At 46.6% G+C, this 24292-nt stretch carries 17 protein-coding genes and 1 pseudogene; 7 read left to right on the top strand and 11 right to left on the bottom strand.

The window, feature by feature from the left end; translation table 11 throughout:
• Positions 1 to 97: 97 nt before the first annotated feature.
• The 3 genes from AR334_RS26360 to AR334_RS26350 form a co-directional block, all read right to left on the bottom strand.
• Positions 98 to 1282: a toxic anion resistance protein gene (locus AR334_RS26360; RefSeq protein ID WP_066321165.1), complete on the bottom strand. Its 1185-nt coding sequence runs from the start codon at positions 1280 to 1282 to the stop codon at positions 98 to 100.
• On the bottom strand, positions 1279 to 1938 hold the full coding sequence (locus AR334_RS26355; protein WP_253701375.1) for a 5-bromo-4-chloroindolyl phosphate hydrolysis family protein: 660 nt from the start codon (positions 1936 to 1938) through the stop codon (positions 1279 to 1281). The genes AR334_RS26360 and AR334_RS26355 overlap by 4 nt, the downstream gene beginning before the upstream one ends.
• A 250-nt stretch (positions 1939 to 2188) precedes the next feature.
• On the bottom strand, positions 2189 to 2575 hold the full coding sequence (locus tag AR334_RS26350; protein ID WP_066321161.1) for a VOC family protein: 387 nt from the start codon (positions 2573 to 2575) through the stop codon (positions 2189 to 2191).
• A 339-nt stretch (positions 2576 to 2914) separates the two neighbouring features.
• Between AR334_RS26350 and AR334_RS26345 the strand changes: the two genes are divergently transcribed.
• From AR334_RS26345 to AR334_RS26335, 3 genes are all read left to right on the top strand, one after another.
• On the top strand, positions 2915 to 4453 hold the full coding sequence (locus AR334_RS26345) for a trypsin-like peptidase domain-containing protein (protein ID WP_066321158.1): 1539 nt from the start codon (positions 2915 to 2917) through the stop codon (positions 4451 to 4453).
• 481 nt (positions 4454 to 4934) lie between these two features.
• Positions 4935 to 5786, top strand: a complete 852-nt coding sequence (gene zupT, locus AR334_RS26340; RefSeq protein ID WP_066321156.1) for a zinc transporter ZupT — start codon at positions 4935 to 4937, stop codon at positions 5784 to 5786.
• 141 nt (positions 5787 to 5927) lie between these two features.
• Entirely contained in the window at positions 5928 to 6491 is a 564-nt protein-coding gene (locus AR334_RS26335; RefSeq protein ID WP_066321154.1) for a glycerol-3-phosphate acyltransferase, read from the top strand.
• A gap of 158 nt (positions 6492 to 6649) precedes the next feature.
• Here the strand turns inward: AR334_RS26335 and AR334_RS26330 are convergent, their stop codons facing one another.
• Both AR334_RS26330 and AR334_RS26325 read right to left on the bottom strand, forming a co-directional pair.
• Complete coding sequence (locus tag AR334_RS26330; RefSeq protein ID WP_066321152.1) at positions 6650 to 8185, bottom strand: YifB family Mg chelatase-like AAA ATPase; 1536 nt, start codon at positions 8183 to 8185, stop codon at positions 6650 to 6652.
• Entirely contained in the window at positions 8170 to 8775 is a 606-nt protein-coding gene (locus AR334_RS26325; RefSeq protein ID WP_253701374.1) for a transposase, read from the bottom strand. The genes AR334_RS26330 and AR334_RS26325 overlap by 16 nt, the downstream gene beginning before the upstream one ends.
• A 435-nt stretch (positions 8776 to 9210) precedes the next feature.
• Here AR334_RS26325 and AR334_RS26320 point away from each other — a divergent pair, with 435 nt between their 5' ends.
• Entirely contained in the window at positions 9211 to 9462 is a 252-nt protein-coding gene (locus AR334_RS26320) for a hypothetical protein (RefSeq protein ID WP_066321148.1), read from the top strand.
• Positions 9463 to 9588: 126 nt separating this feature from the next.
• Here AR334_RS26320 and AR334_RS26315 read toward each other — a convergent pair whose 3' ends face one another.
• Positions 9589 to 10029, bottom strand: coding sequence for a ferritin-like domain-containing protein (locus tag AR334_RS26315; protein WP_066321145.1), 441 nt, complete (start codon positions 10027 to 10029; stop codon positions 9589 to 9591).
• A 163-nt stretch (positions 10030 to 10192) separates the two neighbouring features.
• Between AR334_RS26315 and AR334_RS26310 the strand changes: the two genes are divergently transcribed.
• Entirely contained in the window at positions 10193 to 12568 is a 2376-nt protein-coding gene (locus AR334_RS26310) for a penicillin acylase family protein (RefSeq protein ID WP_066321143.1), read from the top strand.
• 46 nt (positions 12569 to 12614) lie between these two features.
• Here the strand turns inward: AR334_RS26310 and AR334_RS26305 are convergent, their stop codons facing one another.
• The 3 genes from AR334_RS26305 to AR334_RS26295 all read right to left on the bottom strand — a co-directional run bounded on the left by AR334_RS26305 (position 12615) and on the right by AR334_RS26295 (position 16106).
• Positions 12615 to 13820: a M14 family zinc carboxypeptidase gene (locus AR334_RS26305; RefSeq protein ID WP_066321141.1), complete on the bottom strand. Its 1206-nt coding sequence runs from the start codon at positions 13818 to 13820 to the stop codon at positions 12615 to 12617.
• Between the two features lie 361 nt (positions 13821 to 14181).
• Positions 14182 to 15141, bottom strand: a complete 960-nt coding sequence (locus tag AR334_RS26300) for an N-acetylmuramoyl-L-alanine amidase (RefSeq protein WP_066321138.1) — start codon at positions 15139 to 15141, stop codon at positions 14182 to 14184.
• A 131-nt stretch (positions 15142 to 15272) separates the two neighbouring features.
• Complete coding sequence (locus AR334_RS26295; protein WP_066321135.1) at positions 15273 to 16106, bottom strand: YitT family protein; 834 nt, start codon at positions 16104 to 16106, stop codon at positions 15273 to 15275.
• 312 nt (positions 16107 to 16418) lie between these two features.
• Between AR334_RS26295 and AR334_RS26290 the strand changes: the two genes are divergently transcribed.
• A complete protein-coding gene (locus AR334_RS26290; RefSeq protein WP_066321193.1) occupies positions 16419 to 19958 on the top strand; it encodes a bifunctional 2',3'-cyclic-nucleotide 2'-phosphodiesterase/3'-nucleotidase in 3540 nt (1179 codons plus the stop codon).
• Between the two features lie 49 nt (positions 19959 to 20007).
• On the opposite strand, the pseudogene AR334_RS26285 reads toward AR334_RS26290, so the two are convergent.
• Positions 20008 to 21867: pseudogene (locus AR334_RS26285) on the bottom strand (bifunctional 2',3'-cyclic-nucleotide 2'-phosphodiesterase/3'-nucleotidase); the annotation flags it as partial.
• Positions 21868 to 22059: 192 nt separating this feature from the next.
• Positions 22060 to 23466 (bottom strand): M28 family peptidase, encoded by a 1407-nt coding sequence (locus AR334_RS26280; protein WP_066321129.1) that lies wholly within the window; start codon positions 23464 to 23466, stop codon positions 22060 to 22062.
• Between the two features lie 369 nt (positions 23467 to 23835).
• On the opposite strand from AR334_RS26280, the gene AR334_RS26275 reads away from it, so the two are divergent.
• Positions 23836 to 24252 carry a VanZ family protein gene (locus AR334_RS26275; protein ID WP_066321126.1) on the top strand — a complete coding sequence of 139 codons (417 nt, stop codon included), beginning with the start codon at positions 23836 to 23838 and terminating at the stop codon, positions 24250 to 24252.
• Positions 24253 to 24292: the final 40 nt, after the last annotated feature.

The raw sequence follows: 24292 nt of genomic DNA, 5'->3' as shown, positions 1-24292 counted from the left end.
ATTGTGTAAAGTCAGCGAATGGTGCCTGACACCGATCGCAATGTTGCCAGCATGAAAAATATGTAAAGCCCTCCGCTTTTTGGCGGAGGGCTATGATTTATTTGCCGCGAATTTCGAGCAGTTTGAGTTTGAGGTCGTTTTCCATGGCAGCGAGTTCTTGTTCGGCGATGCGTCGCTTATGACGGCCTTCCTCTTGAATACGCAAGGTTTCCTCGAGAGTGGAGATGAGGTTTTCCTGCGTTTTCTTCAGTGTTTCAATATCGACAATGCCGCGCTCGTTTTCTTTGGCGGTTTCAATTGTATTCGTTTTTAGCATTTCGGCATTTTTCAAGAGCAGTTCATTGGTCGTTTTCGATACCTGCTTCTGTGCCTCAACCGCATGTCGTTGGCGAATCAGCGTCAAAGCAATCGCCACTTGGTTTTTCCATAACGGAATCGCCGTTACGATCGAGGATTGGATTTTTTCCACAAGGGCCTGGTTTGTGTTTTGAATCAGGCGAATCTGCGGCGCACTCTGAATCGTGATCTCCCGACTTAGCTTCAGATCATGGAGGCGCTTATCCAAGCGGTCGGCAAATTGAATCATGTCGTTGACTTCCTGGAACTTCATTTGATCATTGGTTGACTGCGCTTCCTGCTTCAAGCGAGGAATTATTTTTTCATGCATTTCCTCAAGCTTGATTTCCCCTGCTGCAATATAGACATTCAGTGCATGGAAATATTCCTTATTCGTTTCGTAAAGCTGCTCAAGCAGTTTGATGTCAGACAAGAGCACGTTTTTACTCCGCTCGAGCTTCACGCTGATGCGGTCGATTTGCGCCCCCGTTTTCTGGTATTTGGACAAGACCTCCTGAAGCGAACTCGAGATTTTTCCAAACATCCGTCCAAGAAAGGATGGCTTGTTTTCCTTCAACTCGTCCGGATTCACTTCATTCAAACGCTTCATGAGGTCAGCGATAATATCGCCAATTTCGCCGACATCCTTTTTCTGGACATGCTCAAGCATTTGATGCGAAAAGGATAGAAGTTTTCCTTGGGCTTGGGTACCATATTGAATCATCGCCTGATGGTTGGTCGGATCAATTTGTTCCGCTAACTGCAGCGCCTTGGCACGGTGCTCCTCTGGGATCACATCAATTAATTTTACTGGTCGTGCCTCGCTTGTCTGCGGGACCGGGCTTTTGGCCAGTTGCGGTTCAGGCTGTTCGCCAAAAGGGTCGGCTAGAATATCATCCAAAAAGTTGCCGCCGGTTTTGTTCAAGTTAAGATTGTTTTCACTCATTTCTTTAACCACCTGTTCTCTTCGGGTAATTTAAGTTCTTTTTGTTTATTGATTGTATGTTTTGCGACATCAATTTCAAAATTGAGGTGATCGACATCATTGGAAACGACCTGGTATAGATCTTCTTCTAATACCCTGGTAAGCTCATTCAGGGTTTGCCTTGTTTCAATTAACGACTGATTGATTTCTAGACTTTTTTTCGGCTGGGATATGAGAAAATTGTATTTTTCGGTCAGCTCGACGACTGAATCCAAATGAGAAAAATAAAACGGCTCAGCCTGGTAAAAGCGTTTTGGTTCCTTGGCCGCCATCTTTTGAATCTTCTTCGTAATCCTTAAAATATCAATTCGCTGCTTAACCGAGTTAAGATCGCGAATCGAAAACAGCGATTTATTCAAGCGGCGGATTTTCTTGTTGGCATCCGCAAGGTTTTTTTGAATGTATCGGTATTCTTTTCGTGTCAGCCCGTGCTTTTTCAAAAAGCTAGATGACATGAACACCCCTAAGACGACATGGGTGAGAAAGCCACCGGCAAGTGCTAGGCCGATGGTAAGATAGCCATCATATGTCAAAAGCCAGGTAATTAAGCCCGTGAAAACGGTAACCGGAATGGCCACAAACGAACGGACAATCAACGAAAGGACAGGGTTCATCATAATCGACTCCTAACTAAAAATCCTTGATATTCATACGAATAACTCGGAAGAATGTTTCATTTTAATGGAAGTCACCAGCAGAAAGTTATTTCCATTTATTACTTCCACAATACACCAAAAAACTCCTGCATGCTATAGACTACGAGCGGAAAGAAATCTACGACCTGAGACCTATTTACGCTTCGTTGGGGTCAAACCCAGTAACGCAAAAAGGTGAGAAACATGGTTGTTCTCACCCTTTTGCGTTGCTTTATTTTTCGTAAAGTTCAATTGGCAGCCCGTCCGGGTCGGATAGGAAGGTAAACCTTTTATTCGTAAACTCATCTATTCGAATCGGTTCAACCTCCACTTGGTGGCTGGTAAGATGGCGAATAGCTTCATCCAAGTCCTCAACTTCGAATGCAACATGTCGTAACCCCGCCGCTTCGGGATAGCTTGGCCGCTCAGGAGGATTCGGGAAAGAAAACAGCTCAATCTGATAGTGATCATTGACTTCTAAATCAAGCTTGAAAGAATCCCGCTCCTTCCGGTAAACTTCCCTGATTGGTTTCAATCCCAGGATTCTCACATAAAAATCCTTCGATTTTTGATAATCTGAACTGATGATGGCGATATGGTGGATGCTCTTTAACCTCATAAAAATACGTCCCCTCCCTTTAAAGATTCGGAAATTTTCCGGACCCTGTTGTAATAGGTAATCCTAATAATACCAGATAATCTTTTAGGGAAAAAACCTTGTCATCTAATAACTTTAATGGTTGTTGTTGGAGATATTCATAAAAGAAGTTGTTAACGGTAAAACGATGCTTTGAGAAGATAATTGCCTTACAAAGTGGCTGTTTTCATTTTTTAATACTCCTTTTGTTTTAAAAAATGCAAGCGATAACATTTTCTCGTACAAATTCCTTTTATCCAACCCCCGAATATATTGCCATTGTCAGTTTTTAAAAAAAGAATCTAAGAGGTGAAGCATGCTTTGAAGAAAAGGGCCCTGTTTACGATACCGCTCAGTTTGCTGCTGATTGCGGCGATTGTTGCCTCGTTTTTCCTCATTAATATCAAACCGGCCACAGGCGATGTGAAGCAAGCCCAACGGCTGAACGAATACACAAAACCCGCGGTGGTACGGATTATTGATTACGCTGTTGTAAAGTGGCAGTTTCTCGACTACAACCCCGATGTTCAGGCTGTTTTTGAGCGGCTTAACTATCAAACTTTAATTGGCGGCTCCGGCTCAGGTGCCGTTATTAGTGCGGACGGATATGTCGTCACCAACGCCCATGTGGTGGAGTTCGGAAAAATGGAGAACCAGGCGGTTGCCGATGCCGCTTTTGAGCAGCTGGTGGCCATTATGGCGGACTACTTCCAGGTAGATTTCAACGAGGCGTATGATTATTTGGTTGCCTGGACTCAGTACACTGGAATACAGAAGGCGACCAAGGTGATTTTGCCCGGCGGCGATGTGCTTGATGGAGAAACAAAAAGCTACGGGGCGCCGATTAATGAAGGGAAAGATGTGGCAGTTGTAAAAATTGAGGGGAAAAATCTGCCGACGATCCCGCTTGGAAATTCCGATGATATCGAAAGCCAGCAGGACATCTGGGTCAGCGGCTACCCTGCAGCAGCGGATTCCGACCTGTTGTCTCCAGATTCATCGCTTGTTTCTACGATGAACGCGGGCCAGATTTCCGCTACCGATAAAAAGACGGAGCAGGGAAGCCCGGTTATTCAGATTAACGCCGCGGCAACCCACGGCAACAGCGGCGGTCCGGTGATTAATGAGGACGGTGAAATCATTGGGCTGTTGACGTTTAGGGGCGACACGGTCAACGGTCAGGAGGTTCAGGGCTTCAACTTTGCCGTGCCAGTCAACACGGTGACAGAGTTTGTTAATCAGGCCGGTGTTAGGGACACAAAGAGCGATACGGACCGGCTCTATAAGGAAGGGCTCGATTTATATTGGGGCGGCTATTATAAGCATGCTTTGGAAAAATTTGAGGCGGTACAGCGGATTTATCCGAACCATTCTGAGATCAAGGAGTATATTAGCAAATCCGAGAAAAAGATGGGCGAAAGTAAGACATTGTGGGCTGACTACGCGATGATGTTCTACATCGGTGATGGCGTTGCCGGGTTACTTGTGCTGATTTTGTTGGTGTTTACTTTTGTTGGCGGGCGATCGAAGGGGCAGGCTGGGACCGCAGTGTTATCTGGTGCCGGGGTTCCGGTAGCTGGAGAGGGAACTGGAGTTGGAGTTGGTGATGCCGGGGCCGGAAACGGAGCCGCGGGTGGGCCTCAGACGCTGCAGGTACCTCCGGGTACGCAGACCGGAACACATCAGCAGGAGCAGGCACCGCAGCAAGGACAAATGCCTCAGTCGGGGCAAGCACCGCCAGCAGCTGCAGAACCCGAAACGAACATTGCCGACCTAAACAAAGACGGCAAAGTCGACATCCAAGACATCCTTCTTGCTCTGGAAGAACACCAAAAGAGGCAAAAGAAAAATGAGGAATAAAGGAAAACAAGCCGATTGGCGAGTCCGATAGGCTAAAGGCAGAGGCATAGTTGAATTTTGCTTTACGGAAAAGCTGGCTCCATAAGCTGTCAAACAAACCGACCGCTTATGAGCCGGCTTTCTTATTGAAGCCATCAATGGGCACAAGCACAGAAGGTCGATACTTGGGATTATAAGTTATCGACAATGAAAACATTGAATGTCCTCCCCAGATGGACAAAAAGGGCATTTTGTCCACGGCTGGTGCCTGACACCATTATTGACACCACACCATGATCAAAACGATTTTTCTGTTAATATCCGCTGTTGATGTGGTACCATATTGACATCGTTTATATTGTCCTATGTTCAAATTTTTTCCCGGAGGAAACTTTTCTGGGTTTGTGCATATAAAAGTATAACTGAATAAATTTTAGAATGTTATTGGTGAGTCAATGAGTCATTGATAAAAGACAGCCAATTTATTGGGAGGGAGACGAAGGTGACTGAAAATTTGTTATTGGCATTTGGCTTGACCTTGTTTGCGGGTCTCGCTACTGGAATCGGAAGCCTTTTGGCGTTTTTCACATCTCATACAAATACAAAATTCCTGTCGGTAACCCTGGGTTTCTCCGCCGGGGTCATGATTTATGTGTCGATGGTCGAAATCTTTGTGAAAGCCAAGGTCGCGCTCGTAGATGCCCTAGGAACGGTTCCGGGGAACTGGCTGACAGTAGGAGGCTTCTTCGGCGGAATGCTATTGATTGCGGCTATTGATAAATTTATTCCAAAACAGTCCAATCCGCATGAACTAAGAACGGTGGAGGATATGTCCTCTAAAGGAAACGGCGGCTCCAATGGAAACGGGAACGGCGGGTCGCTTGCACTCGCGGATAAAAAGCCTGATTTATTAAAAATGGGGACTTTTACCGCTCTGGCAATTGGGATTCATAACTTTCCAGAAGGTATCGCCACCTTCACCTCAGCGCTACAGGACCCAAAACTCGGGATTGCCATTGCCGTCGCTATTGCCATTCACAACATTCCTGAGGGAATAGCGGTATCGGTGCCTGTCTATTTTGCCACAGGCGATAAGAAAAAGGCGTTCCGGCTCTCGTTTCTATCAGGCCTGTCAGAACCAGTCGGAGCATTAGCCGCCTACCTATTCTTGATGCCGTTTTTGAACGAAGTAATGTTCGGCGTCATCTTTGCCTCCGTCGCCGGGATCATGGTGTTTATCTCGCTTGACGAACTGCTGCCGGCCGCAAAAAGGTACGACGAAGCGCATTTATCAATTTACGGCTTAATCGGCGGCATGGCCGTGATGGCTATTAGCCTGCTGTTGTTTATTTAAACAATTAAAAAACCCCCTTCACAACCATTTGAACATTTATAATGATTGTGAAGGGGATTTTTACTTTATGCCCCATCATTTTAGTTTCATAGATTGATAGAACTAGAGCATTTTAAAATATCATATTAGGCAGTGATGTAAATGATTTGGGTATACTGGATGTTTTCCTATTTGCTTGGGAATATCCTGTTTGGCTTCATTGTCACGAAGTTTATTTTTCAACAGGATATTAGAACTGGCGGGAGCGGCAATGTCGGGGCAAGGAACGCCGGGCGGCTTTACGGTAAAAAGGCTTTTGTCCTTACCTTTCTGGGCGATGCGTTAAAAGGAGGAGCCGTTGTGCTAGCCGGACGTTATCTTGGGCTTTCGGAGCCTGTGCAGTTGGTCGGCCTGGCGCTTGCGATTATCGGACATATAAAGCCAGTTGTCCTTGGATTTAAGGGCGGTAAAGGAATTTCAACCTTTATTGGAGGGATACTCGCCTTCCATCCCCTCGTGGCACCATTCGTTGTACTTGCATTTGGGCTGCTATACCCGTTCACCAAAAGCTTCACCCTTGCCGGGCTGGGGTCGTTCCTTGCGATTCCTGTTGTCCTGTATGTCCAGGGGGAAGGCTGGGCCAGCTGCCTCATCGTGTTGGGCATACTCGGATTACTGTTTCTGGCACACTCAGAAAATATTAAAGAAAGGATGAAAAAAAGGTAGGTTTCCATAAAATGCGGACCTACCTTTTTTGAACTTAGTAGGAGTGGGCATTGTTTTCAACCGTCATGGAGTGTCCGACCCACGTGGACAAAATACGTAACTTGTCCACGAGTGGTGCCTGACACCATTACTATGACACCATTACTAACCACTTTCAATCACACAAAAACAGATTCCCTTGATAGGCCTGGCCGATTCAGCTTTATCGCTTCCTCGATGCTTCGGTCAGTTATGTATGTGCTACCCTCCAAGTCGGAAATGGTGCGGGCGAGGCGAATGATTTTGATTTGGGTGCGATTGCTCATGCCCTCTTTCATTAAAAGTTCCTGGAGGGTCCTCTGCTGGCTGCAGCTTAACGGGCTTGTTTTCATCAGCATATCATAAGGGACTCGGCCGTTGGGGATTTCCGCCCCGTAGCGGGCGTACTGCCTGGCACGAGCATGTTCTACCCTCGAGCGCACCGCCTGGGACGATTCCCTCTCCTGTTCTTTTCCTTCCTCAGCCGCAAAATCCACCGGAACCAAACTAAGATTGATATCAAACCGATCCCTCAGCGGACCGGATAGTTTATTTTGATAAAAATGAATCTGCTTCGGCGAACAGGTACAATAATGACGGTTGGAGCCGGCATATCCGCATGGACAAGGATTCATTGCCGCAAGCAAAATGAACGATGCCGGGTACGTTATCGTAGCATGGGTTCGGCTGATGGTGATGGATCCATTTTCCAAAGGTTGTCGAAGCATGTCCAGTGTCTTTTTCGAGAACTCCCCAATTTCATCGAGAAATAACACGCCATGATGAGCGAGCGAGATTTCTCCCGGCTTCGGGTACTGGCCGCCACCGATAATCGAGACGCCAGAGGCTGAGTGATGTGGATTGCGAAACGGGGGCACCCCGGCCTGCGGGTGGTCCACCCGGCTTAGCTGGTAGAGGCTCAGTACCTCAAGCTGAGCCTCATTCGATAAAGCCGGCAAAATTGAGGGAAAGCTCCAAGCGAGCAAGCTCTTCCCACACCCAGGCGGTCCGGTCATCAGCACGTGATGCCCCCCGGCAGCGGCAATTTCAAGCGCCGCCTTGGAAGCGGAATGGCCGATGATTTGTTGAAAATCGATGGTATCCGCACTGGTCTTGCGTCCCTCGGGTTTTTTTTCAAAAAAAGCCCTTGACCCTGAGACATGGGATCGCCCGGATAGATGGCCAATTACATCCTGCAGGGATTCGACATAGATGATATCCATGTCGGTAAAATCAAGCTGAGGCAGCTGCTCATCAAACGGTATGTAGGCCCTTCGCACCCCAAGTGTCTTTGCCGCAAGGACAGCCGGCAGCAGACCCTCGACCGGCTGAACCGCTCCATCCAGTGACAGGGCGCCAACGAATGCAGTATCTGCAGGAATAACCGCATCGAGCTCATGCAGGCTGCCCAGCACGCCAATAGCTATCGGCAGGTCAAACATCGATCCCATTTTCTTTTGGTCGGCCGGGGAGAGATTGATGGTGATTTTTTGTCCATGAGGGGTGTAGCCTAACGACCGGAGCGCGGCGATTATTCGCTCCTTCGACTCCTTGACCGCGGCATCAGGCAGGCCGACAATTTTAATCGAATCATTGCCGACATGTGAACTCACCTCAACATTCACCCGGTAGCCAGCCATTCCCTTTAAGCCTATGCTTGTTACCTTTGCCCACATGATGACCTCTCCCCTTCAATGAAATAAATCTTGCCGTCTTCCCAAAAAAATTTGTCCGTGTATCGGGATCTCATATAATGCCGGTAGGTCTCGGTTGGGGGCTCCGGAAAGTAGGATAAAATTGGCTGGGGATCGACGAGAGGGTTCGGGCTTGGGTTCGGGCTTGGATTTGGATGCGGGTCAACTTTCCTCTCAGCGAAAGCGTAGGCGCGGTAGCTGCTCCACGGATAATCCTCAGGGGTGTCCACCATCCCGGCCGCAACCGGGTTCAAATGAATGTATTTGCTGACATCAATTTCGTATTCGGGAGAATTCAACAGTTCCGCGCCATACCGCTTTTCGAAAACATGCCCGGAGAAATCGTACTTTCTGTTAAAATACTTGGCATACTTGGTGTTGAGATGCTTCATGATGGTGCTGAGCGGGGTCTCCAGCGTTTGCAGCTGAAGATGCGTGTGATTCGACATTAAACAATAGGAATGGAGAATGAACGGGTAGCGGCTCTGCGTTTCCTGTAGCAAGGTAAGATACATCCCAAAATCCGCATCCTCAAAAAACAACTGGCTCCGTCGAATACCCCGACTCGTCACATGAAACTTCGCCCCCTCAAACCATAATCGAACACTGCGAACCAAATCGACCACTCCTTCATTAATTTAATGGGATTATAAGTTGGGGTTATTACCATTGATACCGTGGCATATCACATATTGGTGTCAGGCACCACTCGTGGACATTTGTCCTCCTGAGGTGGACAGTTGGTTGTGGGTTGATGTCTGTGAGGTAAAGTGTAGGACTACGATAGACAGCGATTGTGTGGTTCTTTGGCTGACTTCTTTATTATACTAGGAAAATAGGGCTAGGTCGCTTTGGAAGCGGGAGTTAACAAAATGTCCAAATTGTCGATAAAGGACGACTGAGGGTCACTGTAACCCTTTCGTAATGAATAAATAGGCCAAAAGGGTCATATTTATTTTACAATACAGCGCAGATTAAATTTCACCCAGGGAGGAAGGTCTCTGAAAGTGGTCAGATTGTTACAACGTTTGGTAGGTGTTGTCCTGCTGGTATTCGGCATTTATCTAATTTTTGGAGCGGATCAATTCTATGGCGTTTTGCTCATCATACTGGCATTCTTAATTTTCCCCAACGTCAATAAAGGAAAACAACGGTCCTACAGCCATGATTATGACGGCCGGGATTACCACCATGATTCTGCCTTTGATTCGGGCGGCTCGGATAGCGGAGGGGATTCAGGTGGCGGCGGCGGGGACTAGACCAATTTTTCAAACGAAAAACCCCCGAATCCTTGCCATCGGGGGTTAATGCCCTTCCACTACTTTTTGAAAACATAACTCCTCGGACCTCCGGCACCGGAGAAAATCGCCACTGGCATCTGACCTTCATTTATTTTTCATAAAATAATACAAAAACCAAACCGCATGATTCTGCTCATCTGCTGCAGCTCTTCGGAATACATTCCTTACAAACTGGTCCGTCGCCTGATCGGCAATTTCTAGATAAAAATCCACTGTTTTCTGTTCATCCACCAGGGCAAACTCTAATCCCCTGATATAATGGCTCGGGCATTCCTCCACAATCTTTGCCTGCGGCGGTCTCCCCGTCAAGCTCTGATACAACTGGACAAAATGTTGATAATGTTTGATCTCATCCTGGCGAATTTCCAGGATTTGCTCCCGCTCCGCTTTATTCCCTGCCAAATTAGCCAATTTCGCATAACAATCAATCGCACTATATTCACCATTAATTGCTTTTTCAAGGTCACTAATGAGATTATTAGATTGCCGGGCCATCGCATCCAGATAATTGGTAAAAGGGTGCATCGTGAGCATCCTCCTCGATTTTTTTCTCATTGTATATCTTATGGAACGGATCCTCTTTGGGTTCTTGTCGAAATATTTCCCGTTATCCTATCCATACAGTTACATTTTTCACACGTTGTGTGCGTTATAGTGGACGTGAATCTATTAAAAAGGAGGCTTTTTTTTGAAAAAGAAACGCATTCTATCTGTTCTTTCCACCACAGCTTTGGCAGCAAGTCTATTCGCTGTTCCGGCGCCGGGACTTGCCGCGCCAAAATCTTCGCCCACACCGCAAGCGTCCGCAGCCTATCAAATTGAATCTACCAAACTATTAAACCATCAAGGGCAGGAAATTAAGATTGTCAGGGATTCTTATGGGGTGCCGCACATTTATTCAGAAACCGACGCTGCCCTATTCTTTGGAGTCGGCTATGCCACTGCTGAGGACAGGCTTTGGCAGGCGGAGCTGTCTCGGATTGTCGCCAGCGGACGGATGGCGGAATTTTTCGGGGGAACCCAAGCAAATCTTGGACAAGACCAAGTGATTCGCCGTGACGGCTACACCGACGAAGAGGCACTGGCCCAATTCGCCAAGCTGCCGGACTATGTAAAACGCGGGCTGCAGGGCTATATTGACGGGATCAACCATTACATAGAAACGACCCCGGCGGCAGCGCTGCCTCCCGAATTCCGTGGCAGCAAACCAGCCAAATGGACAATTGTTGATTCATTAAAAGTGCAGCAGTTGATGGTGCGCCGATTTGGAGAGAGCGGCGGCGGTGAAATGACCACCTTCGATCGCTTGACCAAGCTGCAGCAGAAGTTTGGTCCCGAAAAAGGCCTTCAGGCATTCAACACGATCTTTTTGAAAAATGACCCGGATGCTCCGGTTTCACTTCACTCCAAACCGGATAAATCCGTAAAGAAAGCGGCCAAGCTGGATCCTGCCCAATTCCCGAACAGCGAAAAGGTCGCTGAGCAGCTTGAGAAGGAACAGCAGATGAAGCTGGATATCGAAAAGGCTTATGGCTTCCCACATAAGGGTGGCAGCAATGCCTGGGTGGTCAGTCCGTCGCGGAGCGCCACAGGCGGAACGCTTCTCCTCGGAGGTCCGCAAATGGGCTTTTCCGCGCCGCAGATTGCCCATGAAGTCGGCATTCATGGTGCTGGATACAATTCCGTCGGGATGGCGTTCGCCGGTGCTGGCCCGATCCCGCTCATCGGCCGCGGCAACGATTTTGCCTGGACAACCACAACCGGGATGGGCGACCAAATTGACACCTTTGTTTTAAAAATAAACCCTGCTAATCCAAATCAATATTGGTATAAAGGTAAATGGATCGATTTTGAAGTCCGTACCGAAACGCTAAAGGTGGCCGGCGGCAGCGCGATTCCACTCCCGGTTTATCGCAGCGTCTACGGACCGGTTGTTTATAAGGACGCTGGTGTTGCCTACACCCAGAAACGGGCCCACTGGGGTCAGGAAATTGAAGCGATGGTTGGATTCTATGATTTCAACCGTGCCAGCAACGTAAAACAGTTCGAAGCAGCGACGAAAAAGATTCCAACGTCGCACAACTTCCTCTATGCGGATAAACAGGGCAATATCGGGTACTGGATTACGGGGAAAAACGCGATGAGGGCGGAAGGCACTGACAACCGCCTGCCAATGCTTGGCGATGGCTCGCAGGACTGGCAGGGAATTAACCCGTTTGAAACTTTGACGCACGCGATTAACCCGGCACAAGGCTATGTCGCCAACTGGAATAACAAGCCGAGCTCGGATTGGGAATACACAGAATCCTTGTTTGGTCCAACCCACCGAGTCAAGTTTATCCTTGACCAGCTTGACGGGATTGACAAAGTGGCCTGGTCCGACATGGAGGAAATCAACAAAAAGGCCGGTCATATCGAATTGAATGCCTATTTCTTCAAGGATTTGTTGTTGGAGAAATTAGGGTCTGTCGAAGGGCTATCTGCTGAGGTCAAGCAGGCTGCTGGTCTTGTTGACAGATGGGATGAGTACCAATGGGATGAAAATAAGGATGAGCTTTATGATGATCCGGGCTTGACGATTTTTAGAAGCTGGTTTGCCAAAGTTAAAACAGATGTATTCAAGGAGCTTCAAGGGATTGGCGGTGACTCGAATGACCTGCTTTATCATGTGCTACAGGCCGATGAGGGAGAGTTGGGGAGCAAGTACAACTTCCTTGGCAAACTGGATTTACAGCAAGTGGTTCGGGACGGCCTACAATATGCTGTGGAGCATCCTGCTAAGGAACATGCAGGAAAGCCGTTGGATCAATGGCTGACAACAACTTCAAAAATAAAATTCGACCAGCTCGGCGCCCGTGGAGTTGAGCCGATCCTCAACATGAACCGCGGTACCTACAACCAAATTGTCGAGTTTTCCAAGGTCCAAACCAAGAGTGTCAACATCCTTCCGCCTGGCCAAAGCGGCGATCCGCGTTCACCGCACTTTGATGACCAAAGATTGCTTTATGCCAACTGGGAGTACAAACCGATGATTCTCGACCTAACCAAGCCTAATAAAAAGTAAAAAAAGGCCCCCTTCGAACACTTTAGTGTTTAAAGGGGGCATTTTTTTAAAGAGATGGTTCGTAGGCGGTTTCTGGAATCTTTTCATAGTCTGCTGGGTCCAAATTTTTTACAGAGCCATCAGCAACACCGTTCAAAATGCCGTAAAGTCCAGTTTCCACTGCTTTTACGAGCTGGCCTTTCTTCTTTTGCCCTAAAGTGTGGCTTTGGCCTCTTACTTCAAAGAGGATGGTGCCGCTGCCGTTAAGGGCAAAGCTTCCCAATGCGGTACCAGGAAGGTCAAGGTTCCGCTGATAAAGGGTAATATTGGTGAATGGTGAATTCCCTGAAGCCTGCAACGCATTGTAGGCAGCAAGGTTCAATTGTTTTGAATAATCAACATTGTAGTTTTTCGCATAATCAGCATATTTCGATCCCTTAGGTGTACGCGGGTCTGGGACAAATTCGGCGGATAGCGACATCGTCACAAGGTCATCGGTGCCTTCGACATAATATTGGCCTTGATGGTGCAGGTCAATAAAGGTGTCCACTTTTCCGAATTCAGCTTTTAATTTCTTATATACATCTCTCACCGTTTGGGATTCCGGTGTTATGTACCAGCCTGGTTTACTGGATGATCCTGGGAAGTCGGAGGCGTTAGGGACATAATTTAAGTCCGGGTTAAAGTCGCGGTTGACGTCAAAGCCGGGATCTTTGGAATAATCCCTTTGCTGCATATTACTGGATGTATAGTAGTTCCAAGCAGGTTTTACACTTGCTAGTTGCGGGAATTTGGCCACAACTTCCTGCCATGTCATGCTGTTTCCTCGGCGGTCCCGCTCGTCCGCATCAGGATTCATTTTTGGCAAGGCCACTAGGGTAATTTCGTCACGAATTTTCTTTGCCTCAGGGGAATTGCTTGAACCGAGATATTGAAGAACGCTCAGGATTGCCTCGGATCCTGTATTTTCGTTTCCGTGAATCTCACTTTCTATGAGAACTACTTTCTTGCCATTTCCCACTCTTGCCTGATAAATATCGAGGCCGCGGTTGGATTTTCCAACAACTTTAACGGCCACTCTACCTTGGCTATTATCCTGAATTTGCTTCAAACGGCTTACCATTTCAGCATAATCAGAAAATCCTTTAATAGAGTAGACTTGGTTTGGGTTTGTTAAATTCCCATTGGGAGAATTGCTTGCTAGTGCTGGTGTTGCTAAACTTGCACATAGTGCGACAACCCCCAGCCCAGTCATAAATTTCTTCTTTTTCATTAACATCACTCCTTCGGTTTTCTAAATATTATGATAATAGAGCAATAGAGTAGATGTTGTAGAAAAATAGGTGAATTAATTAACTAGTTTTGTAGAAAACAAGCCGTTTATGTTGTTTACGTAGATTGAATCAGTAGTAGAAGTTGGGACATATCTGAGGTTATATGAAGAAAAACAAAAAAGAAAACGATCGCTAGTAACTCTATTAGCGACCGATTTCTTTCGAAAAGTTTCGTGTCCGCCCCACGTGGACAAAAAAGCAATTTGTCCACGGATGGTGCCTGACACCAATATTACTATTGACACCATTAACACTATTGACACCATTATCACTGATGACACCGATACCACTCTTTACACATTATTCCTCTTTGTAATGTGCGTATTGGAGGATACCGTCTGCGACGTCTCTGATTAATTTAGTCAGGTAGTCTCTGTCGGATAGGTTTTTGTCTTCGGCTGGGTTGGTCATGTAGCCCATTTCGATGAGGGTGCTGGGGGCTTGGGACCAGTTGAAGCCGGATAGGTCGTTGCGGAATTTGACCCCGTTTACTTTCACGGTCGGATTCTTGGCGGCTGCCTCGATGATCATTTGTGAGGCCTTCAGGCTATCCTGGTAGATTTCTTTGGTATATGGACTGTTTGCTGCCGGCGTTAATACTGAAAATCCGCTGACGGTCGGGTCCTCCGCCCCATCCGCATGAATTCGAACGAACAAATCGGCCTTATTTTGGTTGGCAATTTCCGCCCGCTCACGGTTGCTTATATTGACATTATGGGTCGTCCTTGTAAAAATCACCTGTACCCCATTTTTCTCGAGTATTTCCCCCAAAATGAGCGAGGCCTCCATCGTCAAGACGTATTCCGGCTTTCCAGTGGCAACCCCTGTTGTGCCACCCGAAACCTTGAGTTTCGTTTCCTTGGCATTCGGGCCGACCGGCTCCTTCTCCAGGTTAGCCCTCAGCTGATGTCCTGGGTCTATAACCACCACAAAGCCGTTATTATCACTGGTTTTCTTGGTTTCATCGGATGCTCCAGGCTCAGGAACAGCAGAATCACTAGCCGCTGGAGAATCCTCTGTCTTAGCAGCAGCCTCTTCCACCTCAGCTTGTTGAGAAGTGTCTTCCGATGGGCCTTTTTCCGCCACATCATCGGCCTTCTTATTAGGTTTTACTTTCTTTGCCACGTCAACCTGAGTTGCAGCATTTCCGGTATTGCTATCTTTTTCCCCGACTTTAACAGCATTGATAAATGTGTAAATCGGAAACAGCGCCAGCAGTATGATGATTACGATTGCTATTTTTCCTTTATGCAGCCTCACCTTACCAACCCCAGTAATTAAATTCTCGGTAATACATATATTCGACAGAATCCCCCTTTATCCTACCCATTTCGCAAAATAATTAGCATGAACCATTTTAACTGACACACATCTGTCATAGTAGTTAATACCTATCCAGCCTTGTACCCCTTGCCCATCATTTCATGGACATTGTGAATCGTCACGTAGGCATGCTCGTCGATTTCGTAAATCAAATTCTTCAGCTGGACGATTTCCTGTTTATTTATCACAATGTAGAGTAGTTCCTTTTTCTGGCCGGTATAGCCCCCGTGGCCGTCCAACACAGTGAGGCCACGCGACATTTTTTCCGTAATCATCGCTAGCACCCGGTCAGGCGAATTCGAAATAATTAATACCGCGACCCGTTCATCCAGCCCCTCGACAATAAAATCGATGGCCTTCGCCCCGACATAAACCACCAGCAAGGTGTACATCGTTTTTTCCAAGCCGATGATAAAAATCGATCCGGCGACAACAATGATGTCGAGAAGCAGCATCGCCTTGCCGATGCTCCAGCCAAAATACTGGTTGGCGAGCTTGGCAAGGATTGTCGTTCCCCCTGAAGAGCCCCCGGCCCGGAATATCAAACCTAATCCCACACCGACCAACAACCCGGCAAACAGCGATGCTAGCAGCATATCGTCGGTCAACTTTTTTCCGATGTCCTCTGTTAAAAATAAAAACCCGGAACTGGATGCAATGGAAATGATGGTGTAGATAAATGCTCTTTTTTCAAAAAATTTGTAGCCAACTACAATGAGCAGCGCGTTAATGACGAAATTCACGACCCCCGGGGACCATTGGAACAAATAATAGGTGATGATGGTGATCCCTAAAATGCCGCCTTCGGAGAGTTGATTTGGTATTGTAAAATAATTTACACCCAACGCAAAAATGAACGCACCGGTCAAAATATATAACAAGTCTTTTACTGTTTTATTCATATTTGACTTCCTTTTTTAATTATTATTCTATAACAATACTTAAAATTGTCTACACCTCCCACTTGCTTTAACGCGTTGCTAGAATATCCCTGCTTTTTGACCCATGACTTCTTTCCCTTACAGAATAGTAGAAAATTTTTTATTATTATGAAGGATATCCCCTTAAATTCTATATTAAGAACGAAATATTATAATGGCTGCTTTTTGATAGGTAGGAAGCAGCCTTTTTTCGAGGATTTTTTTAGGGGGGATTATTCGACTATTTTTTCAGGAAAAAAAACTAGATTAATAGGATGGTGAAAAAGGTTGAAAATGAGCGGTATAAAGAAACTGTTGTCCACATCACTGGCCGTAACACTTCTCGGGGCTCCATTCTTTTCGGGGACACAGGTCGACGCAGCAGCCAAGAACCCAAATGCGGGTAAGAAAGATTCTGTAGTAGAGCTCCGGTTGATGGAAACAACGGACCTACATACAAATGTTTTAAACTACGATTATTACAAAAATGCTGAATACTTAAAGGTCGGTATGGCCAGCACAGCCTCACTAGTAAAACAGGCACGGACAGAAGCAGAAAACAGCATGTTGGTCGACAATGGCGACTTGATTCAGGGAACCCCACTTGGAACGTATGTAGCAAAAATCGATCCTTTACAGGACGGCGAGGTACATCCGGTTTTTAAAGCAATGAACCAAATGGGCTATGATATCGCAACCCTCGGAAATCACGAATTTAACTACGGGCTTGAGTTTTTGGAAGAGGCATACGATGATGCGAAATTCCCGTTTGTCAACGCCAACGTTTATGTCGATGACCATGACAACAATCCGAATAACGATATAAACAAATTCACCCCTTATAAAATTTTGAATAAAAAAGTGGTGGATGAGCAAGGCAAAAAGCACGTGATCAAGGTTGGTTTCATCGGCTTCGTGCCGCCGCAAATTAACGAATGGGACAAGGCCCATTTGGATGGAAAAGTGATTACAAAGGGAATCGTTGAGACGGCTAAGAAATATATTCCGCAAATGCGTGAGGAAGGCGCCGATTTGGTTGTTGCGATGACGCACTCCGGCTTCAGCGGCAATAAGGCGAACACGGAAGATGTCATTTATGCGCTGAGTGAAGTGGATGGTATTGATGCGATTACCTTCTCGCATACTCATAAACTATTTCCGGCAAAAACCGTAGCCGCCCTTGATGGTCTGTTTAAGGGTGCTAACGGAAAGCCGCTTCCGGGAGTAGATAATGAAAAAGGCACCATCAACGGAGTCCCTGCGGTACAAGCTGGCTATGGCGGCGGGTCTTTAGGAATCATCGACCTTAAGCTGGAAAAAGTTCGAGGAAAATGGTCGGTGGCAGATTCGCAGTCTTCGACTCGGGAAATCTATGAAGATGTGAAAGATTCCGCTGGAAAAACAGTGACGAAAAAGACAGTAGAGCCAGTTGCATCTATCGTAAAGGCTGTTACACCAGACCACGAAGCAACAATCAAATACGTGAATACCCCTATCGGCAAAACAACCGATGACATTTACAGCTATTTTGCTCTAGTTCAGGATGACCCATCTATCCAAGTTGTCACCGATGCACAAAAATGGTATGTAGAAAATTACATTGCCTTAAGCAAACCCGAATACAAGGATCTACCAATCCTGTCTGTTGGAGCTCCATTCAAAGCTGGACGTAACGGAGTATCGGAGTACACAGAAATCCAGAAAGGCGATTTAACAATCCGCAGTGCCGGCGACCTGTACTTATACGACAACACGTTAAAGGCCATTAAAGTAAAAGGCTCTGTCGTGAAAGAATGGATTGAAATGACAGCTGGCAAGTATAATACGATTGACCCGAATAAAACCGGAGAGCAGGCATTATTAAACCCTGATTTCCAAGTATTTAACTTTGATGTGATCGATGGCGTTCAATACCAAATTGATGTAACACAGCCTGCAAAATATAAGCCGGACGGAACCATCCTTAACCCGAATTCCAGCCGTGTCTTGAATCTTACTTACAATGGTCAACCAGTAGACCCTGACCAAGACTTTATCGTGGTAACCAACAACTATCGCGCTGGAGGCGGCGGTAACTTCCCTGGTGTCAAAGGAAGCGAGATGGTTGTTGACTCCGCGGATGAAAACCGACAGATCTTAATGGATTATATTACGGAAATGAAGGAAATCACTCCAACTGCTGATAATAACTGGTCAATTGCACCAATTCCGGGGAATGTGAATGTCACGTTTACTTCATCACCTGCAGCAGAAAAGTATGCTGGCGGCAATATTTCTTATACTGGAAAAACTGACGCAGGCGGCTTTGGCATTTTTAAATTGGACATCGGGTTTGAGCCGGTAAAAGTCCAGCTGCTTGGGATGAATGATTTGCATGGTCAGCTTGATACAGATACAAATGTGGGCGGACGACTTGCCGGAAGCATGGAATACACTGCCGCTGCCCTTCGTGAGCGTGAAGCTACAAACCCAAACACGTTACTTGTCCACGCTGGCGACATGATTGGCGGCAGCCCGCTCATTTCGGCGCTTTTTCAGGACGAGCCTACAGTGGAAGTCATGGAATCTTTGGGCTTTGATGTCGGTACCCTTGGAAACCATGAATTTGACGAGGGCATTGCCGAGCTGCACCGGATGATGGATGGCGGCGAGCATCCAAAGGGAACTGCTGGCTACGACGGCATGAACTTTCCAATCGTTGCCGCCAATGCTTTTGACAAATCGACTGGCCAATTAATCACGGCTCCATATGTGGTAAAAGAAGTAGGCGGTGTAAAGATTGGCTTTATCGGTGTGATTACGCAGGAGACCCCAAATATGATTGTCACAAAAGGAAATGAAAATTTACAGATTACCGATGAGTCAGCAGCGATTAACAAGTATACGTCCGAATTAAAGGCGCAGGGCATTGAAGCCATTGTCGTTCTTGCCCATAACCCTGCAGCTCAAGACGGTTATACGGATTCGTTCGATGCTTCTAGGATTGCTGAAACAATCGATGATGAGGTAGATGTTATTTTTGCAGGACATAACCATGTCTATAATAATAAAGTGGTCGATAACAAGTTAATTGTCCAAGCCTATTCCTACGGTTCTGCTTTTTCTGATGTTGACCTTTTGATAAACCCGAAAACAGGTGATATTGTTAAAAAAGAAGCTGAAATTGTAACAGTTTTTCAGTCTGACTACACCCCAGACCCTGCTGTTTCGGCGATAATGAAAAAATACGAGGACCAGGTAGCTCCAATCAAGGCCGAGTTAGTAGGCAGCTCCCTTACCTCTTTAGTAAAAGCTTACCCTTCAACTGAAGCGGTTGGTGACAATGGACTAGGAAACTTAATTGCTGATGGCATGAAAGCTGCGATGAATTCCGACTTTGCCTTAATGAATGGCGGCGGCGTCCGTGCCAACCTTGACGCTGGAGAAGTTACATTTGGGGATTTATTCTCGATCCAGCCATTTGGGAATGTGCTGAATAAGGTGAACCTTAGCGGTGCCGATCTGGAACAGGTATTAAACAACCAAATTACTGATCGCGGCCTTGACTTCCATATTGCTGGGTTTAAGTACACGTTCACCTTTGATGATGCTACGAAAACCGGCAAAGTCGTTGACATCTTCCTTCCGGACGGTAGTAAAATTGATCCGAACAAAGAGTATTCAGTCGTTGTGAACAATTATATGTACGGAAATGCCAAATATGGAATTGGTGCACTTTCAACGGGGCTCGAAATTGGGCCTGAAGATTTACAGGCAACTGTGGATTTTGTAAAGTCACTTCCAAAACCTTTCGAATACAAAGCGGAGGGCCGGATTCAAAAAGTAACACCATAACTAACAAAAAGGGAACTAAGGTAGATTGAACTGCCTTAGTTCCCTTTTTTTATCGAGTTAAATCGATTGAGTATTTCGCGAATCCGCCCGCTGATGGGCCGATGTAGCGGATGTTTTCCAATTTTTCCGCAAAGGACTGTGCCTTTGGAGACGAGTCGAACACTGGCGTTACGGTTCCCTGGAACTTCGCCAGTGCCCAATTGCTATCCGCGGATGGGTTGATTGTTTTGTTCGCCTGAATGTAATTGGTGAGGATCTGCCGGTTTTCATCAGGCGATGCGAGAATCACTTGCCCCGCACTGACCCCAGGGAATGTATTGCTGGAGGCACGGTAGTGGTTCGTCGCAACAATAAACTGCTGCTCCTGCGTAACCGGTTTGCCCTGATATGTCAGGTTCTCGATTCGGCTTGAATTTGGATTAACAGCATTGCCGTTTTTATCGTATTTTGCCGGCCTTGTGACATTGATTTGGTATTGGACCCCATCTATTATATCGAAATTATAGGATGGAAAATTAGGGTTTATTAACTGCTGGTCACCGCTTTGGGCTGGATTGAGCTGGTTAAATTGGCCGGCACTCATCTCGAGCCACTCTTTGAGCTGTGCCCCGTTTATCAACACAGCATGTAGCGAATTCGGATACAAATAAAGGTCGGCGATGTTTTTGATTGCCAGTGTGCCCGCCGGAATATCAGTGTAGTAATCTGGGCCCCCGCGTCCACCTGCTTTAAACGGCGCTGCCGCCGATAGCACGGGAATCCCAGCAAATTTGCTGTATGTCAGGTCCTTCAATTTTTCAACTAAGTATTCGGTTTGGGCGTTGTTGACGATTTGCACGGACGGATCATCCTGCACGAGTGCAAAATAGCTGAAGATTGGTGCGGTCGTTTCGCCGATTGGCTGGTTAACGTAGTTAATCGTGCCTTGATGCTCCGGTTGGATTTCCTTTATTACTGCCTCATCAGTGGCAACAATGGTCTTCCCGGCAGCATCGGCAATCGGCCGAATCTCTGCAGTGCCGTTCAAAATGTTCCATTTTCCGCGTGTCTTTTGGAATGTCAGATCAATCACGCCCAAATGGCTGCCAAGCGACCCGGACATCACGACCGGTTTGCCGTTGATGGTCCCTTTTTCAAGATTTGTGTTTGGCAAATTGGCATACATTGGGCCTGGAAACAGGTTATGCGAATGCCCGGTCAGGACGGCATCAATGTCTTTGATTTCAGTCAGGTAGTAGGCGGCGTTTTCCATGTCAGGCTTGTACGGCTCGGCGCTGATTCCGGTGTGGGCGAGGGCGACAATCACATCGGCCCCCTTCTTTTTCATTTCCGGAATGTATTTTTTCGCCGACTCGACAATTGAGTTGACGACAACCTTCCCCTCGAGATTTTCTTTGTCCCATTCCATGATTTGCGGCGGGACAAACCCGATAACGCCTACCTTAATCACATGATTTTTGCCCTGTTCATCCTTGAATTTTTTATTAAAAATAAGATACGGCTCAAAATATGGCTTGCCGGTTTTTGCGTCAAAGACATTGGCATTGACCACCGGCATCTCAGCGCCTTTCAGTGCCCGCTCCAAAAAGTCGAGGCCGTAATTGAATTCGTGGTTTCCGACTGTGGCGGCGTCATATTTGAGATGGTTGAAGGCCCTTGTGACTGGGTGGATTTCCCCATTCTTCAGGCCCTTTACCTTGGCGATGTAATCGCCTAGCGGGTTACCCTGGATATTGTCTCCGTTATCAAATAACAGCGAATTTTTCACTTCGTCACGAGCCTGTTTAATGAGGGTTGCAGTTTTGACGAGACCCACCTTGTCATCCTGCTTTGTTTGGTAATAATCATAATTTGCCAAGTGTAAATGAAGGTCGGTTGTTTCAAGTATGCGAAGTTGAACTGTCAATCCTCCTTTTGTGCAAGTGTGTGCGTGGGAAAGAGCTGTGCCGTCAGCTGTCCGGCAATCATGAACAGCACCATGGCAAAAAACTGAACTTGCTCAAAAAAAATCCTCCTTTTCAGGTCATAAAATCACTCAAACCACATTTATTATTTGTAGTCTGAGCAAGAATATGACGAAAGGGAGGAACTTTTACTATTGTTATGCTCCAGGCGGGCGGTTTACGACTTCGTAGTCTACCGGACCAGGTGCGACTCTTGCATTCTGTAGTGCCGGAGTGTCCGGACGGGCGATTTGATAGACGGAGGCGCCTACGATTTCAGCCACTTGCTGCAGTTTGTTTTTGTCGATGTGCTCAAGAGTATCTTGAGGTGTGTGGTACCATGGCTCCAGTGGCGAGTGGATGAATAATGCCGCCGGGATGCCGAGCAGATGGAATGGCTCGTGGTCACTACGTCCCAACTGGCCAGCTGGAATCGGCTCTCCGGCTGCTGTTCTTGCACCTGCAGCAGAGGCAAGGTCGGTTACCAAGTTCTTCTTACCATCAATCGTGTACATGATTAATCCGCCTGCCGGGTTTCCTGTACCGCCAGCATCCTTGCTACCAATCATATCCATTTGGAAGTGGGCAACAATGTTATTCACTTCATTTTCACTTAACGTGCCGGCATAATGATAAGAGCCCAGCAATCCTTTTTCTTCGGCTCCAAATGTGACAAAGCGCAGCTCTGTATCAATCGGGGCGTTCGCCATTACCCGTGCCAACTCCAATACCGCCGAGGTTCCGGAGGCGTCATCATTCGCTCCCGGTCCGTTTGGAACTGAATCATGATGGGCGCCGACCATAACGATTTGGCCGTTATCTTTGTTTTTATTCGGTTTCATTTTGGCAATGACGTTGTAGGAAGTTTTTTCAGCAATACCTGAACCGGATACCTTGATTGTCGCTGTAAACGTTCCTGCCTTCAACTGTTCAACCAACGCCAACCCCTGAGCCCTGGTGATGCCTATTGCAGGAATATTTTGCCCATATGTGGCTTGACCGAATGCATTGGAAGTGCCAGTGTTATTGTACATAATGACACCGACAGCACCTTTATCCAACACATTTTGAATTTTTTCCACAAAGGTGATATCGCCGCGTTCAATCAGAGCGATTTTGCCTCTAACGGAATCAGGTACGGTGCCAGCAATGGCCTTGCCTACATGCATAACTTCGGCTGTTACCTCAGCACTATATGAACCGGAGAATACATACGGTTTTAAATCCTGGCCATTGATCATAAGAGTACCTGACACATTAGTTCTAATCGCCTCATAGAATTTAAATGGCTGGATTTCTGTCTCGTAGCCATACTGCTTAAACTGGCTCGCTATGTACTGGACGCCAATCCATTCCCCTTCTGTCCCGGCCGCTCGCGGCTGTGCCGATAATTTGGCAATGGTGTTATACATGTTGTCCGCACTGATTTTTTTGATAATCTTGTTATCAAACGCGGTTGCGGACTGAGCATTCGGTGCTCCTGTCGGTCCGGCAGCATAAGCGCCATTGACGCTTAGCACCAGCCCAGCCGTTAATAAAGCTGACATTATTTTTTTCTTTTTCATAAAACTCCTCCTTTTAGTAAATGTAAGCGCTACCACTAGATTATCAATGATTTTTATCACATCGTAAACATTAATAGTTTTACAAAAAATGATAGAATTCCAGAATAAATAATACTAAAGTCCTAGAATGATAGGCGACCTTCGTCAAACCATGTTGGTTAACGTGGAAACATTAATAAGGAATAGGTATTTATTCCTATATAAAAGAGTACAAAACGATACACCCCCAGGCCATTGATAGGAGCCCTAATCGGGACTGTCCGTCTGTGGAGGACATTTGTCCACGAATGGTGCCTGACACCAATACTCATCTTTCCAAGGTATAAACCTGCTTTTCCGGGTTTAGAATGTGGGTGAGGTGGTGTTGGAATGCGTTGGTTGTTGGTTTTGGTTTGGGCGGGGGCGATTTTTGTTATGACGTGTAATGCCAGTTTCCGTGGCCTCTTTGAGTCGGGGATGGTTCGGTTTGAGTGGGACCCGCAGCCGTTGTTTGGCCAGTTGCTTGATCCATTGCCTGAACGGATGAGCTCAGACTTCCTGATGCAAAAGCTCGGGCATATTACCGCATTTTTTATTCTTACCATCCTACTGCAAACAAAGCTAAAAACAAGTTGGAAGATACTAGTAATGGCGGCCGCTTATGCTGCCCTGACCGAGTTGCTCCAACTATATTTCACTCGCAACGGAAGGCTGTTTGATATTGGATTTAATGCAGTTGGAATCCTGCTGGCCTTGGGAATAGGCAATTACATCGGGAGAGCAATTCCGAAACAATCGTCCTATTAAAATGAACTTAAGCCGATTGGACAATCCGTTAGGATAAAGA

The sequence above is a fragment of the Bacillus sp. FJAT-29814 genome (genome assembly GCF_001510715.1).
GTDB lineage: Bacteria > Bacillota > Bacilli > Bacillales > Cytobacillaceae > Neobacillus.
This window is presented reverse-complemented; position numbering and strand designations above follow the sequence as displayed.